18 protein-coding genes and 1 pseudogene are annotated in these 16,310 nt (G+C 34.3%); 1 reads left to right on the forward strand and 18 read right to left on the reverse strand.

Going from position 1 to position 16,310, the window contains the following annotated elements; translation table 11 throughout:
* Positions 1–162: 162 nt before the first annotated feature.
* The 7 genes and pseudogenes from D2K62_RS19030 to D2K62_RS03485 all read right to left on the reverse strand — a co-directional run.
* A pseudogene (locus tag D2K62_RS19030) lies at positions 163–308 on the reverse strand (ABC transporter ATP-binding protein); the annotation flags it as partial.
* Positions 309–404: 96 nt separating this feature from the next.
* Positions 405–824, reverse strand: a complete 420-nt coding sequence (locus D2K62_RS03460; RefSeq protein WP_112180666.1) for a PH domain-containing protein — start codon at positions 822–824, stop codon at positions 405–407.
* 79 nt (positions 825–903) lie between these two features.
* On the reverse strand, positions 904–1,503 hold the full coding sequence (locus tag D2K62_RS03465; RefSeq protein WP_117160914.1) for an alpha/beta hydrolase: 600 nt from the start codon (positions 1,501–1,503) through the stop codon (positions 904–906).
* A 109-nt stretch (positions 1,504–1,612) separates the two neighbouring features.
* Positions 1,613–2,926 (reverse strand): hypothetical protein, encoded by a 1,314-nt coding sequence (locus D2K62_RS03470; RefSeq protein ID WP_117160915.1) that lies wholly within the window; start codon positions 2,924–2,926, stop codon positions 1,613–1,615.
* A 20-nt stretch (positions 2,927–2,946) separates the two neighbouring features.
* Positions 2,947–4,038 (reverse strand): DUF58 domain-containing protein, encoded by a 1,092-nt coding sequence (locus D2K62_RS03475; protein WP_112180663.1) that lies wholly within the window; start codon positions 4,036–4,038, stop codon positions 2,947–2,949.
* Between the two features lie 3 nt (positions 4,039–4,041).
* On the reverse strand, positions 4,042–5,007 hold the full coding sequence (locus D2K62_RS03480; protein ID WP_117160916.1) for an AAA family ATPase: 966 nt from the start codon (positions 5,005–5,007) through the stop codon (positions 4,042–4,044).
* 151 nt (positions 5,008–5,158) lie between these two features.
* Positions 5,159–5,371, reverse strand: coding sequence for a hypothetical protein (locus D2K62_RS03485; protein WP_112180661.1), 213 nt, complete (start codon positions 5,369–5,371; stop codon positions 5,159–5,161).
* A 186-nt stretch (positions 5,372–5,557) separates the two neighbouring features.
* Between D2K62_RS03485 and sda the strand changes: the two genes are divergently transcribed.
* Positions 5,558–5,677 carry a sporulation histidine kinase inhibitor Sda gene (gene sda / locus D2K62_RS03490; protein WP_117149296.1) on the forward strand — a complete coding sequence of 40 codons (120 nt, stop codon included), beginning with the start codon at positions 5,558–5,560 and terminating at the stop codon, positions 5,675–5,677.
* A gap of 31 nt (positions 5,678–5,708) precedes the next feature.
* Here the strand turns inward: sda and D2K62_RS03495 are convergent, their stop codons facing one another.
* The 11 genes from D2K62_RS03495 to D2K62_RS03545 form a co-directional block, all read right to left on the reverse strand.
* Complete coding sequence (locus D2K62_RS03495) at positions 5,709–6,542, reverse strand: formate/nitrite transporter family protein (RefSeq protein ID WP_117149295.1); 834 nt, start codon at positions 6,540–6,542, stop codon at positions 5,709–5,711.
* Positions 6,543–7,320: 778 nt separating this feature from the next.
* Entirely contained in the window at positions 7,321–7,764 is a 444-nt protein-coding gene (locus D2K62_RS03500) for a DUF5392 family protein (RefSeq protein ID WP_112180658.1), read from the reverse strand.
* A 176-nt stretch (positions 7,765–7,940) separates the two neighbouring features.
* Entirely contained in the window at positions 7,941–8,663 is a 723-nt protein-coding gene (locus D2K62_RS03505; RefSeq protein WP_112180657.1) for an amino acid ABC transporter ATP-binding protein, read from the reverse strand.
* Positions 8,656–9,315 (reverse strand): amino acid ABC transporter permease, encoded by a 660-nt coding sequence (locus D2K62_RS03510; RefSeq protein WP_112180656.1) that lies wholly within the window; start codon positions 9,313–9,315, stop codon positions 8,656–8,658. Before D2K62_RS03510 ends, D2K62_RS03505 begins: the two co-directional genes overlap by 8 nt.
* A gap of 48 nt (positions 9,316–9,363) precedes the next feature.
* Positions 9,364–10,173 carry an ABC transporter substrate-binding protein gene (locus tag D2K62_RS03515; RefSeq protein ID WP_117149294.1) on the reverse strand — a complete coding sequence of 270 codons (810 nt, stop codon included), beginning with the start codon at positions 10,171–10,173 and terminating at the stop codon, positions 9,364–9,366.
* 116 nt (positions 10,174–10,289) lie between these two features.
* The gene (locus D2K62_RS03520; protein WP_117149293.1) at positions 10,290–11,444 is read right to left on the reverse strand and encodes a M20 family metallopeptidase; all 1,155 of its coding nucleotides are present in this window, start codon (positions 11,442–11,444) and stop codon (positions 10,290–10,292) included.
* 88 nt (positions 11,445–11,532) lie between these two features.
* Positions 11,533–11,793: a DUF6171 family protein gene (locus tag D2K62_RS03525; RefSeq protein ID WP_112180653.1), complete on the reverse strand. Its 261-nt coding sequence runs from the start codon at positions 11,791–11,793 to the stop codon at positions 11,533–11,535.
* A gap of 29 nt (positions 11,794–11,822) precedes the next feature.
* Positions 11,823–12,419 (reverse strand): 3'-5' exonuclease, encoded by a 597-nt coding sequence (locus D2K62_RS03530; protein WP_117149292.1) that lies wholly within the window; start codon positions 12,417–12,419, stop codon positions 11,823–11,825.
* Positions 12,420–12,649: 230 nt separating this feature from the next.
* Positions 12,650–13,591, reverse strand: a complete 942-nt coding sequence (locus D2K62_RS03535) for an aldo/keto reductase (protein ID WP_112180651.1) — start codon at positions 13,589–13,591, stop codon at positions 12,650–12,652.
* Between the two features lie 109 nt (positions 13,592–13,700).
* Positions 13,701–14,420 (reverse strand): YebC/PmpR family DNA-binding transcriptional regulator, encoded by a 720-nt coding sequence (locus D2K62_RS03540; RefSeq protein ID WP_112180650.1) that lies wholly within the window; start codon positions 14,418–14,420, stop codon positions 13,701–13,703.
* A gap of 328 nt (positions 14,421–14,748) precedes the next feature.
* Complete coding sequence (locus D2K62_RS03545) at positions 14,749–15,957, reverse strand: NAD(P)/FAD-dependent oxidoreductase (RefSeq protein WP_117149291.1); 1,209 nt, start codon at positions 15,955–15,957, stop codon at positions 14,749–14,751.
* Positions 15,958–16,310: the final 353 nt, after the last annotated feature.

The raw sequence follows: 16,310 nt of genomic DNA on the forward strand, positions 1-16,310 counted from the left end.
GTGAATTTGTATTTTCACTATATACAAATAGATGTTTAATTTTTTAGCAATTTTCTTCATCTTTAAAATCATTTATCAATTTTAGACGAGTTACATTACGAAATAACGGATATAGTATTAGTATTGTTACAACACCTAGCTAATACTTTTTTTTAGCCTCTCCTCAAGCAAATTATGAGAAGAAATAATGATTGTCATATTTCGATCAGCAACATCTTGAATCATGATATTCTTAATTTTATTTTGGCGAACAACTGGATCAAGACCATTAAGGGTTCATTTAAAATTAACATCTCAGGCATCTTACTGCCTATTGCGATATTCTTAAATCAACAATTACTTTACGGAAACGATTTTCATAAGAAATAAAAGCTACAGGATTAATATCCTGCAGCTTTTGTTTACTATTCTATCTTTGAATCAATCGTTTGTTTTACTTGTTCGGCAATTTTGGTTGGTACCTTAGCTATTTCTATTACTACCCCAATACTCGTATTTACTATCAACTTACTAATTATCACTTCTTGTGAACGAGAACCAATTACAAAACGTTTTTCAATACCTTGATCCTCTATTTGACAATTTAGAACATCTTTAAAGTTAACTCGTTTATCAACTGATGAATCCTCTGTGTTCATTTTAAAATAAAAAACACGTTTATCTGTAACGAATAATAAATCTGTCGGCTTATCAAATGTAGTTGCCATTTCTAGCAATACTTCATCAGTATCTAACTTATTTTTCTTGAAGACTTCAGTATATTTCTTAATGATTTTTTTTCGTCCAAATCCAGCTTCATTTATTGTCTCTTCAATGGTATTCATCGCAGTGTAACTACCTCCTGAGTCAAACTTTATCTATAAGCTGATTCTATCATAATATACCAATTTATGTTTGAAATATTTAAAATTTTTCCTTATACCAAAGTTTAGCTGCATCAACTTCGGGTAGTGTTAATTGATGCCCTTGATTTTCCCAATGCAATGTAACATGTGCACCATTACCTTCTAAAATTTCATATAATTCTTTCGATTCAGCTTCCGTACATAAGGGATCATTATGACCTGCTCCAATAAAAACATTCATTCCTGTAAGATCAGGTAATGTGATACCACGTCTAGGAACCATTGGATGGTGTAAAATAGCGCCCTTTAGCGCTTGTTCATGATGAAATAATAAGCTTCCAGCGATATTAGCCCCATTAGAATAACCAATAGCTACAATATTATCACGATCAAATTGGTAATCACCTGATGCTTTTGTTAAAAAGTCATTTAAATCCTTTGTTTGCTTAATTAAATCTTCTTCATCAAAAACGCCTTCTTCTAATCTTCTAAAGAAACGCGCCATACCATTTTCTGAAACATTTCCTCTTACACTAAGTACATTAGCAGAAGAATCAATCATTTCAGCAATTTGTAAAAGATCCTGTTCTGTTCCACCTGTCCCATGTAACAATAATAATGTCCGATCCGAGCTACCTTCATTATAAATATGTTTCATTTTTATGATGTCCTCCCTTTCATTCGTTCGTATCTTGAATTCAAGATAATTATATGAATAATTAACTCAATAGTCAACCAATACCATCCTCTTGAATAATTATGCCCCATTATTTATTCAAGAGTTGCTGATAATTCTCTTTATTTAACTTTATAAGACGTTCTTGACTATAACGTGCTCGATTGTATAACTGGTCTAATTCCAATCGTGTTGATTTTTTCAACAGTTCATTTTTATCAATTCGAGTCAGCATTTCATGCGCAGTTTCATTATTCATTACTTGGTATCCTTCTTCTTGAGCTTTTTTAACGAATTGAAGATACAAATAACGAACCTTCTCGGTTTCTGATAGTGCTTCCCATTTTTTCTGCTTTAACAGACGCTTTTTCACAAAACGGTTTGTTTGGTTTTTTATTTTACTACGAAATCTATTCCAATCAAAAAGCGTTTCTTTTTCATCTTGATGCGTTGACATGTTTGTATCAAGTATTGATTTACTACCTATTATTTCTATCATACGGTAAATAATAGCGGTGATCCAGTGAATGAATCTTTGAAAACTATTTGATATTCTATACCCGATAAAAATTATGAATAGTATTAACACAAGAATAACTGCAATAGTAGCAACTATTTCAAGAATTTGAGCGAATTGAGAAGGTTCATTTATTTCTTCGCCAATAAAAGACGTTTCATTCGGAACATCTGATACTAGTACTTCTGCAGGTGAATCGCTTTCAAAAAGACTAAAAAAATCAGAAATCGCTAGAAACATCGTACGAATTGTCGTAAATATTACTGTTTTGACTATACCAAACTGTGTTAGTAATGTGATAATCACAAGCATAATTACAATATAGACATAATTTTGTTTTCGAATAACACTACTAATGGATTTTTTATCTTGATTAACTAAGATTGCCTGTTCCAAATGATCTGCATTTGATTTAAAAAGTAATAGCACTAAAAAAATTAAACCACTACCTGTTATAACAGGTACATAAACTTCTAACAGATTGGTATAGCGATAAATAAAGTAACTGATAAAGTATAACGGCACGCCAAATGACCACAAAACATGGACTGGAAGCAACACGTTCCAATCTGTTTTACTGTACTGGAACCCCCGAATGAGAATACTACCACTGAATAGAAAGAGCCCAATGTCTTGAATGAGCGAACCATCATACAGAAGCATGTGAATAAGTGCAATAGAAAATAGACTACCAGTTAGTAGCGACTTTTTTTGAAAAAAGCTACCCACACAGATACCTAGCATATATAGGCATAGTATCGTAACTAAAAAAGGTATAGACAGAGGTACAGGCACTAACCAAATTGTTATACCAAGTAATATAGGAAATGACGCTATATATTCAACAATAGTCTGTCTAAAGATTCGAAATATTACTTTATGCTGCATTATATTTCTCCTCCTTTACGCTAATCATCATCTTCTGAGGTCATCCAAATTATTTCAACCGCTTGCCCTTTATTTCTTAGTAGTTCAATTTGTTGTTGTGTCTCATTTGAAATTCGTGAGGTTATTAATACATAATCGATTTTTCTGGTATCGTTGCTAACTGCTTCTTCAATCAAGTAGTGAAAGTTTCTGCTTCGCTCGTATGTAAGGTGGGCCATGGAATCTAATAAATAGTATAACTGTCCGTCTCCGCTCTCAGGATATAGATGAACAAATGGCTTTATCTGCTCAAATCTATCTTTGTCCAAAACAGCATTTGTTGCAAAACCTGTTTCGATACCTTTACTAATTGTGTAATGTGCGATCGATGCGGCATACGTGATCGATTGCTCTAACAATTGTTCATTTTCAATTGGCAATTTAATATCATCTGATTGATCTACATTTAAATAAATCATGACGTAATGATCAGCTGTATAGTCATGCATGTTTACTTGTAGCTGATTCGTTCGAGCAGAAGCTTTCCAATTGACTGAATGGATTGGATCGGATTCTTGATAGGTTCGTGTACCGATCTTCATAAATGGATCATCCATAATCCAACGTTTGACTGATTGTTCACCTAGAAAGCTATGGACAGGTAAGCTTAACTCCTCTATTTCTAATAGTTTTGGATAGACAGTTAAAACTGCATCTGTATTAAATTGCTTAAACTTTTCTTGAAAGCCAAAAAGGTCACCTGTTGCTAATGATACTGTTTGTAGGGCATATACACCACGTTTTAAACAGGTCACTTCATGCCTTCTCGTTATTTTTTGATATGGAAGAAAACTAAACAGTGTACGATGAAATTGTTTATCTTCTGAGACGTGATCTTCTGTCTGTTTTATTGCTAAATGTCTATTAATTTTAGATTCTAAACGAACCCAGGGTAATGGCAATATTTTTTCATTCGCTATTTGATCGATAAGTTCAACTACCTGACCTTCAAACACAGCTAGTTTATTAAATTTCCGATGATATGTGATTTTAGTTAATCCCCATCTTTGATAAAGACTACTTTGTAGATAAATAAATCCAATCGTCACAACAATGACCCAGGCGATATTCATATGCTATGAACCTTCTGTTTTAAATGATTCTGTAGGAACTGTGACCCGTTCTAGTACATTATCAATAATATCATCTGCTCCATTTAAGCTTCTTCTAGCCATTGGTTTTAAGACTAACCGATGACCCAGAACAGACTTTGCCATCATTTTAATATCATCAGGTATAACGTAACTTCTCCCTTTAACTGCTGTGTATGCTTGTACTGCTCTTAACAAAGCTTGCGAACCACGTGGACTGATTCCAATTAATACTTCGCTGTGGTGTCTTGTTTCCTCCACAATAGCCATTATGTATTCCAATATTTCATCACTTACATATACATTTGTAAAAAGATTCTGTGCTTCTATAAGACTTTCTTTACTCACAACTGCCTTAAGTGATGCTAATGGATCATTATCCTTAAATCGCTTTAGTATTTCCATTCCTTCCTCTTTGTCTGGATACCCCATTTTAATCTTTAAGAAAAAGCGGTCTAATTGTGCTTCTGGTAATGGAAATGTTCCTTGGCTTTCAATTGGATTTTGAGTAGCTATTACCATAAACGGACGATCCAACACATGCGTCTTTCCATCTATCGTTACTTGTTTTTCTTCCATGCTCTCTAACAAGCTAGATTGTGTTCTCGGTGTTGCACGATTAATTTCATCTGCTAATAGTAAATTCGTAAATAATGGTCCAGGTTGGAATTCAAATTCCCCTTTATTCGTTCGGTAAATAGTCAAACCTGTTACATCCGTGGGTAAAAGATCTGGAGTGAATTGAATTCTGTTGAACTTACAATCTAGTGAAGTTGCTAAAGACTTTGCCAACAATGTTTTACCTGTGCCAGGCACATCCTCTAACAATATATGACGTGAAGCAAGTAACGCTACTAAGAGTTGTTCTACAACATCGAATTTCCCAACAATAACTTGTTGTACATTTTCTTTTATTCTATTCGTCATCGTTTGAATATCTTCTAAATTCATAAATAATCTCTCTCCTTTCTATGTTTGCGCTTTCAATTAAACTTGCTAGTAAGAAAAAGTAAAATTAGCTATTGTAGAATGTTTATATTTCTAAAAATCGGGAAAAATAGTAAGGAAATCATTGTTAAATTAGAAAACTAATCTCAATTTTTCATACAACAATAATAGACCACCAAAAAAATAGTGAAATAAATACAGCTGTTCCTAAGATAAAACTTTTTAACCTTTTACTCAGTGAATTAGGAATGAAATGCAATAGCAGGCTAATTATTAAGCTAGTAATAATAACAAACAAGACAGCATATAAAAATATCCCTAACAAATTATCTACAGGAAATACCATTGATTCAAATAACGTTGTCATCTCTCCACCTCTTAGGACATACTTGTTCAGTTAAATATTAAACGATACCGATATAAATAAAGTATAGTACAAATTACATTATAACATTTCCACTAAATTAATAACCACTATTTAGTTTATTATAAGCCAACCATTTACTTAAACAAATAAATTTTAATTAATACCATAAAGAAAGTGGGAGATGAGATGGAGCGACTAACAGATAAACAACTTATTGAAGCCTATCAGACTGCAATTAGGTTAAAACTGGATAATGAATTTATCTTTTTATTAAAAGAAGCATTGATTGAACGAGAAATAAAATAATGCTGACATTCAATCGCTATTGTCTATTTCATTAATTTATTTTATTTGAAACGACTGAAAGTGGAATATCTTCTTCCCTTTTATCAGATATATTTGGTCTTTCTTTTAGATATGCAGTCCAATAAGCAGCAGCTACAAATAAAGTACCACCTATAGCATTACCTAAGAATACTGGCACAAAATTACTTAAATATGCTAACCATGTAAAATGACCTGCAAATATAGCAGCAGGAATAAGAAACATATTAGCTACCACATGTTGAAAACCTATTGCAACAAAAGCCATCGTAGGGAACCAAATACCCAATATCTTACCACCCATGTCTTTTGCACCATAACTTAACCAAACTGCTAAAGCGACTAACCAATTACATCCAATTCCAGATACAAATGCTTGTAAAAATGTTGCGTCTAATTTATGTTCTGCTAAACTAATTGTTGCTGTTAAATATGCTCCAGTCTCTGTTAATCCAACAATATGCCCAAAGAAATATGCAACAAATAGTGCGCCGATAAAATTACTTAGTGTGATAATACTTATATTTTTCAATAATTGTAACGTACTAATTTTATTTTCCATTCGTGATAAAGGAACTGCCATCATATTTCCTGTTAACAATTCACCACCAGCAAGAAGTGTTAGAATTAAACCGATTGGGAATAATGACGCTCCAATAAAAGTTGAAAACCCTCCCCATTCAACAGGCATACTCGCTGTTACACGAATATATAACAAGAACCCAAGTGCAATAAATGCTCCTGCTTCAAATCCCAAAACAGAAGATTGTAAAATAGATAAATGCGCCTTTTTCTTTCCAGACGATACCGTATACGTTGCAATTTCCTGTGGCGTATAAAAACTCATGTCAACCAAACCCTTCTTCTAATTAGTTATGTGAAGTTATGCACAACTAATTATACCAATGTTCTACAGGAAAACATATGAACATTTTTCAACTCTTTTTAAAAGTATTATTTGTGATTAAGTATCCATAGACACCGGCATAACATTACTTGCGTCAAAATTGCCATCAACTGTGACATAACAAAATCCCCTGACCGACCCGCTACTCAAGTGAAATTGACTCCCTTTCCGCAGGCACGGCTTCAGCTAACTCGGAAACTAAGAACGTTTCCGAGTGGATCTTCAGCCCGTGGGATTGCGATTACTCATCCCATCGAAAACATTTGCTGTTCCTGCAGGAGTGTCGCCAATTTCACTTGATACGCTAGTTAGGAGAAATAAATAACAATATTCACTATGAAGAATTAGGTTATCTAGGGAATGAAGCAAGTTTGAAGAAAAACTGTAATTGTAATGGAGAATATAAACAATTGATAAGCATGTCTTTAGCTAAAGTGTCATTATTCCATATACAATCATCATGTAGAATCTGAACTAGCTTTGGAAATATACGTAGACTCCTGTGGGAACAGCGCGGGCTGAAGATCCACTTAGTAAAGCGTTTTTTGCTTTACTAAGTTAGCTGAAGCCGTGCCCACGGAAAGCGAAGTACATTTCCAAAGCGGCATGTTATGTCACATTTTCTATCAACTGTGAATCTTAACAGTAATAAAAGTTTTATATTTAAATTAAATAAAAAACTAGCAAACATTTAAAATGCTTGCTAGTTTTTCGTGTGCTATGAAAATGTATCTTGCTTTTCTTTATTCTCTTCTGTCAAAAAGTTGAAAAAAATTTGGAGACTCATTTTAGAATGTTCTTTCACCATATTAATATATGCCTTTTTCTTATCATCAGCAACAACATGGCTAGTCTTTATACGTTCAATCATGTGTTCCTTACCAATCTGATGAATCTTTTTATTAACATGTTTTGCTTCTTTATATAACGCCATTCCGATGGAGGCAATCAAAGCATAAGTCACCGCAATTGGTAGCATATCTTCGCTCCAATTCCCTTGAAAAGCCATAATTATTAAATTAATCCCTCCTACTAACATGAGAGGAAATGCAAACAGTATATATCTCGAATTTCTTTTCATTAAAGGTTGAACTTGTTCTGCGATCTTTTCCATTTCTCTTTTTATGAAAAACGGCATGTGCTCAGATATTAAAGGATTCATAAAAAACACCCTTTCATTTTATTAACAATATATGTTTTTATAATACTACTATACACATAAAGCTTAAAAACCTATTATAACCATTATATAATGACAAGGAATTACGGTCAATTTAAATGATTTGTCATCATAAAAAAAGAATTAACCTCATCGAAGTTAACTCTCTTTTTAACAACCTATAATATTTTTTCTAAGAAAGATGCTGCACGCTCTGTTTTAGGTTTATCGAAAAACTGATTTGGTTCGCCTTCTTCAACTAATTTACCATGATCTAAAAAGATTACACGGTCAGCAACTTCACGAGCAAATCCCATCTCATGTGTTACGACAGCCATCGTCATACCAGAATGCGCTAAATCTTTCATTACATCTAATACTTCTTTAACCATTTCGGGGTCCAATGCTGAAGTTGGTTCATCAAATAACATTAACTCAGGTTCCATTGCTAAAGCACGAGCAATTGCTACACGTTGCTTTTGACCACCTGAAAGACTACTTGGATATGCTTCCTCTTTATCCGTTAAACCGACTTTAGCTAAAAGCTCTTTCGCTTTTTCTTGTGCCTGTGCTTTTGATTCGCGTTTCACTTTCATCGGAGCATACGTTAAGTTATCCAAAACAGATAAGTGAGGGAATAAGTGAAAGTGTTGAAATACCATACCAATCTTTTCTCTTACTTTCATAATATTCGTTCCAGGATCTGTTAAGCTTTGACCGTTAATATATATTTTACCTTCTGTCGGTTTTTCTAATAAATTGATGCATCGTAAAAAAGTTGATTTACCTGAACCAGAGGGCCCAATAATAGAGACAACCTCACCTTTTTTAATTTCTGCTGAGATGTCTGTTAATACTTCATTGTTTCCAAACTTTTTTGATAGATTTTCTACTTTAATCACTAACTCTCAACCTCCGTTCCACAAGCTTACCTACTATTGTAAGTCCCATAACTAATAGATAATATATCACACCAACAAATAATAACGGTTCAAAATTGCGATACATTTCAGCACCAACGACCTGTGCACGGCGCATTAGATCTAAGTAACCTATTGTTGAAACTAAAGCTGATTCTTTTGTTAGAGTAATAAATTCATTCATTAATGCTGGCAAAATGTTCTTCATAGCTTGTGGTAGTATAATATCCGTCATCATCTGACGATACGGTATTCCTAATGCTTGTGCAACTTCAGTTTGGCCTTTATCAACTGCCTGAATACCAGCACGAATAATCTCTGATACATATGCAGATGAATTTAATCCAAATGCTAAAACTGCTGATAAAAATGGTTGGATATCATATCCTGTAAGTTGAGGAACAGCAAAATAAATAATCATTAATTGTAATATTAACGGTGTTCCACGAAATATTGATGTATACGCATCAGCAAACCATCTCAGTGGTCGAATGCTACCAATTTTAAATAATGCTAAGATGGTTCCCAATATGAAACCAAATATAATAGCGACAAATACAAACTTTAATGTTACCCATATTCCTTCTATCATAAAAGGAATATAAGGCACGATTTGGGTAAAATCCAAATTCATGCCTTACACCTCATTTCTTCCTATAATATTTTATTTGACTAATATAATTTATTCTTCTTCACTTAACCATTTATCTTTTAATTCTTGTAAAAAGCCACTTTCTTCTGCTTGAGCTAGAACTTCATTCACTTCATCAACCATTTCGCTTCCTTTTGGAAATGCAATCGCCATTCCTGGTGAACTTGTTGTTGGATCATCGAATCCAGCAAGATCTTGCTCCTCTATATAACCAGTAGCTACGGCTTTATCCATGTATGCTACATCAATTCGATTAGACATTAATTCTTGAATTAATATTGATCCAGTATCAACAGCTTTTATTTCAAAGTCTGTATCTTCTTGAATCTTCTCTGCACCATCTTGTTGAATCGTACCTAATTGAACACCAACAGTTTTTCCTTCAATATCTTCTAATGAAGTGATTTCGGAATCCTTAAGTGTTACAAACATTTCACCTGAATGGTTATATGCTGTTGAGAAATCAACATTTTCAGCACGTTCATCCGTTGCCGACATACCCGATAATACCATGTCTACACGATCATTCTGTAGTGCTCCAATTAAACCATCAAAATTCATATCTGTAATTTCTAATTCATATCCTAGTTCATCTGCTACATAATTAGCTAAGTCAATATCAAAACCAACGAAATCGCCATCCGTATTTCGTGATTCAAATGGTGGGAAATCAGCAGAAGTTGCCATTTCTAATACTTCTTTATCTTCTGATTCAGTTGCATCCGTCGTTTCTTCTGAAGTATCCTCCGTCGTTTCTCCTTCATCAGATGTACCACAAGCTACTAACAATAGTGAAAATATTCCAATAAGTGCTGCCATTAAGAAAAATTGTTTTTTCATTTTTATCTTCCCTTCTTTTATCTCTTTGTAACGTATATTTATACACGATACTGCATTTTAACAAATATTTATGCATTTGGGAAGAGTAAATCAAAAATTAGCTCATTTTTTAGTTATTACTTGTTAAATTCCGCATTTATTTTTTTAAGTAATGTTTTATCAGCGACTATGTCATAGCCAGTCATCGCTAAAGCTAAAGCACCACGAGCAATTACAGTATGCCCCTTTTCGGTAATTGTTTTATCTGCGAATTCAGTTGTGTGTGCGATTAAACCTGGATGATCGAAGCCAATATACGGATGAATAGCTGGCACAACTTGACTCACGTTCCCCATATCAATCGAACCATATGATGCATTGGAAGGGTTCACTTTCGTTTCACCAGCTGCATATAAATTCTTCGTGAATAAATCAGATAACGTTTCATTTGTATGCATATCATCATAACTCAACTCATAGTTACTAATTTCAATTGATGCACCAGTCATTGAAGCTGCACCTTCTGCGATATTTTTCACCTTTTTTACTACTTCATTCAAATAAGCACGATCTTTTGCACGGACATAGAATTGTGCTGTTGCTTTATCAGGAACAACATTTGCAGCAACCCCACCTTCTGTTATGACACCGTGAATTCGAACATCAGACCGAACGTGTTGTCTTAATGCATTAATACCATTAAATAATTGGATCACGCTATCTAATGCATTAATACCTTTTTCAGGAGCAGCTGCAGCATGACTTGTTTTGCCATGGTAGGAGAATTGTATCGCATCCATTGCTAATGAATGACCACTCTTTGCTGAGACATCTCCTGGATGTACCATCATCGCGACATCAATGTCATCAAAAATACCTTCGTCAGCCATTGGTACTTTAGCACCGTTCGTTTCCTCTGCTGGGGTTCCTAGAACAATGACTTTACCTCCTGTTTCGTTTATGACTTTACTCAAGGTCACACCAGCACCTACACCCATTGTAGCAATCATATTATGACCACAACCATGTCCAACACCCGGTAAGGCATCATATTCGGACATAAATGCTATTGTCGGTCCGGGTTTATTGCTATCATAAACAGCTCTAAATGACGTTTCTCGATCAACTAAACCTGTTTCCACTTCAAAATCATGTGACTGTAAGAATTCAACCAGAAGTTTCATCGAGTTGTATTCCTGTCCACCTAATTCAGGATGATGATATAAGTAATCACTCATCTCCCATAGTTTGTCTTTAAACATGTCTAAATTTGATTGTAGTTTATTCTTCATAATATTATTCCCTTCCCATCTAGTTGTATGTATTCATATAGTAATGATTAAATATAATGCTTAGTGAAAATTTATGCAAGTCATTACTTCATGAATTGACTAGCCATTTCGAACCAGTTGGATCTGGACATTTTTTATAAGCCAATTTTGCTCTAAATGCAACAAAACAACCGCAGTATCCACAAGTCGTTTCATATTGCAGGTTTGGACATTGTTCACAGATTTGCATTCTAGATTGATAAATATCTTCTGTTACTAGATCAGGTTCTAATGCTAATTGCTCACTCACAAGTGCTTCTACTTCTTCCTTTGTATGCCTTACGGATGCTGAACAACCTTTGCAAGCCATCTTTATCCTCCTAAAGATTCTATTAGTTTTTACTTTACACTTCGCTTACGACGTTTAGGTGTTTGATAGCTTCTCTCAAAAACTTTTCCACATGTCACTGCATGCTGTTTTATTAAATAATCAATATTTGATACTTGATTATCTTGCATCGCTTGGACCAACAATTCAATAACCGCTCGTGAATCTGCAAGTGCATGGTGATGATCGAGCATAATACCTTTTAAATCAGCCAATGTATTCAATTTATAGTTTGGCATTCCTGGCCAGACTAATTTTGATAGCATAACAGAACAGAGATAATCAAAAGTCGGATAGGCTAACCGCGATTTATCTAATGACGCACGTAAAACGCTCATATCAAAACTAGCGTTGTGTGCAATTACAATTTGATTATCAAGGTAATCTTTCATTGTATCCCAAACTTCATCAAAAGTAGGTGCGCTTTGTACATCTCTTTCTGTAATTCCATGAACATATATATTATGACTTTCAAAACTTGTTTGTGGATTTATTAAACTGTAAAACTCATCAATAATGCCATTCTCATTTCCAACGACAATCCCCACTGCACAAGCACTATCACGAAAACGATTCGCAGTTTCAAAATCAATTGCAACAAAATCCATACAGACTTCCTCCTAGCTTCTCTATACTATTATTCTATCAAATGATCTGTGTGTTTCACAGTAAATATTCTTTTTCGCTCGATTATTCTAGTTTTCGATTGATTATTAAAAATTTCGCCCGATAAGTTCTGCTGTTCGCCCAATTATTGAAATTATCGCCCGATTCGGCGCATATAGAATTAAAAGAGCTTGACCTCCATGTTTGGGGCCAAGCTCTTTATACATATTTATTATGCTTGTTTTTTGAAAATACCATCTATTCGTTCAATATCGTGCTCTGTTAACGTCACGTCTAATGTTTTTAAATTATTTAAGACCTGATCTGAATGTTTCGCACCTGGAATAAGCGCGTTTATTGCGGGTTGCGTTAGATACCATGCTAAGACGATGTGTGGAACCTCTACACCCTTGTCATGCGCGATTTCTCTGATTTGTTCAACCTTATCCAAGTTATGTTCAAATTGTCTGCCTTGAAAATGTGGCATGTCTTTACGTAGATCATCAAATTTCATATCTTTTGTATATTTCCCTGCTAATAAACCTGAAGCTAAAGGAAAATATGGAATGAACGAAATATTATTCTCTTTACAATATGGTAATATTTCATTCTCTGCCTCGCGGTTAAGTAAATTATATTCACCTTGATATACATCTACGAGGCCATCTTTATTCGCTTCTTTTAATTGATCAATTGAAAAATTGGAAACCCCTATTGCTCTTATTTTGCCTACATCTTTTAATTCTTGTAGAGCACCAACAGCTTCATCTTTTGGTGTATGCTCATCTGGAAAATGAATGTAATACAAATCAATATAATCTGTCTGTAACCTTGTAAGACTAGCTTCTACTGCTTTTGTTAAAAAAGCCGGTGAATTATCGATAAGAACATCATCGCCATTAAACTTGTGCGCCCCTTTTGTAGCAATCACAACATCCTCGCGATTTCCTAATTCCTTCACCACTTGTCCTACTAATTCCTCTGAGCGTTCCGGGCCATATATAAATGCGGTATCTAAAAAGTTAATATCGTTTTTTATTGCAGTCCGCACTAAATCCTTACCTACTTCTTCATCTAAATTAGGATATAGATTATGTCCTCCTACTGCATTCGTTCCTAAACCTATAGGATTAACGTATAAATCTGATTTTCCGAGTTGTGTTCTTTCTGCCATAAATGAAACATCTCCCTCAATTGTCTATCTAATCACTCTCCTGAATTTTACCCTTTGTATCATTGTCTTAAACATATTCAAACAAAAGAATAACTGAACAAAATCTCAGTTATTCTGGTAAATCCACATTATGATAGACTTGACGAACGTCCTCTAACTCTTCTAGCGCTTCGAATAACTTCTCCATTTGTGCATTATCTTCTTCTGACAGGACAACATCATTCTGAGCTAGCATTGTTAATTCTGCAACCCTAAATTCTGTAATCCCCTCTTCTTTTAATCTGTCTTGTACTGCCCTAAACTGATCTGGTTCAGCATAAATAATAACCGCGTTATCTTCTTCTAAAACATCTCGAATGTCAATATCCGCTTCCATTAATAATTCTAAGACATCATCCGCTGTTTTCCCTTCAAAACCTATAACCGCTGTCGCATCAAACATATATGCCACAGAACCATTCACACCCATGTTTCCGCCATTTTTATTAAATGCTGCACGGACATCTGCTGCAGTTCTGTTAACATTATTTGTTAATGTATCAACAATAAGCATCGAACCATTTGGTCCAAAACCTTCATAGCGTAATTCCGTATAACTTTCTTCTTCCCCACCTTTAGCTTTTTCAATTGCGCGATCAATAATTTGCTTTGGTACACTATATGTCTTTGCGCGCTCTAAGACTATTTTCAACGCTTGATTTGTCTCAGGATCTGGATCACCAAGACGTGCTGCAACATAGATCTCACGTCCAAACTTTGCATAAACTCTACTTGTATTCGCATCTTTTGATGCTTTCTTTTCTTTAATATTATTCCACTTACGTCCCATTTCGTTCCTCTCGCTTTCCAGTTACACTTCTATGTTTTTTACATCAAAATAATTATACCTTATTTTTGAAATATGTTAAGACTTTACAACTAATAATATGTATACTTTCTAAATTCATTCACAAAAAAACCAGCCAAGACCTGACTGGTTTCTACTAAACTCAATGAAATTCTCTTCCACTTTCATTCTGTCGTGAAAATACGACATACACTACAGTTGTAAGTAATGTAAATAATGTGACAAGCAACGTGTTCTTCATGAACGGATTCCCTCCTTCAAATGATGAAAAAAATCAGCTTACTTAACTTAACGTTGATATGTTTTTAATTTAAAATGGTTTGAATTTACCTTTTTTCAATACAAGTCCTGCTCCACCAAGCATAAACAAGTAACGATCATCAATGACATGCTTCATCATTTTAGCTGATAAACCATACAATTTTTTACCTTCGAAAATTGTACCCATTGCATGACGTCCACCTAATGATGCAACTGTTCCTTTATTGTCAAACGTAAACTCTTTTAATGAAGTACCTTTAATTAGTGCATCAATATTTGCTGCACAAACATCAGCCTCTTGAATAGCAATTTGTGCTGTTGGAGGATAAGGACGTCCTGATTCTTTGTTCATAACCCATGCACAATCACCAAGGATAAATACATCCTCATAACCTGGTGCACGTAAATCAGAATCAACATTCACTTTACCTTTTGTGAGCTCAAAACCAGATTCACCTAAAATAGAGTTAGCTTGAACTCCACCAGTCCATACAATTGTTGCTGCTTTAATTTCTTCTTTATCGTCACCAACAATAACACCGTCAGCTTTACACTCTTTAATCATTGTACCTAATTTAAACTCTACACCGCGATCTTCTAAAGAACGACGTGCATATTTTACAAGGTCTTCATCAAAACCTGGTAAAATTGTTGGAGCAGCTTCAATATTAACGATGCGAACTTTATTACGATCTACATCATATTTCTTACATAACTCAGGTATTTTCTCTGCTAATTCACCAACAAATTCAATACCAGTAAAGCCACTTCCACCTACGATGAATGTTAGTAACTCTTCTTTAGGGTTTTCTGCGTTATGATAACTTGAGAACTGATATTCAATGTGGTCACGAATATAACGACTCTTATCAATACTTTGGATAGATAATGCATGCTCTGCCATACCTGGAATACCAAATGTTGCTTTCTCAAATCCTAATCCTACAACAAGATAATCGTAATCTAACTCACTGTTTTTTAATGCAACTTTCTTCTGATCTGGCATAATTTTCTCTACCGTATCTTCTACGATTGTTACGCGATTTGGATTAATCACGTCAGAGATCATAACACGAGCGCGATTTGGATCAATAGTTCCAGCCGCAACTTCGTGTAACCACGTTGTTTGATAATGATAGTTGTGCTTATTAACTAATACAATCTCTGCATCTTCAATTGACAATTTTTGCATGAGACGTTTTGTTGTCATCATACCGGCATAACCTGCGCCAAGCAGGACGATTTTTGGTTTACTCATTTACATTCAACCCCTTATTTGTAGTGAATTGATGCACAGCAATAGTGTAATTATTTGTCTATAAGTCGCTATGTATACATTTAATAGCACTTTAACATTCTGTCCATCAAATGCTTCCATCCCTGTCGTTCGAAAAAGCATCTTCTATGTTATTCTAACAAATAGGAGCCTAAACGTCTAACCAAATGTGTCATAAGTAACAAACTTATTAATAGACTATCTTTTCAGAATATACAGTCTCGTCTTTAGATTTAAGGATAATTGTATAATTACGGCTGTTTTTTATTCAAAAGCTGCATGCTTTCCTTTTGTATGTTTTACTAAGCGGCTATTACCCAAATTGATTGGCTCAC

This window comes from Paraliobacillus sp. X-1268 (assembly GCF_003426095.1).
GTDB classification, from domain to species: Bacteria; Bacillota; Bacilli; order Bacillales; family Amphibacillaceae; genus Paraliobacillus_A; species Paraliobacillus_A zengyii.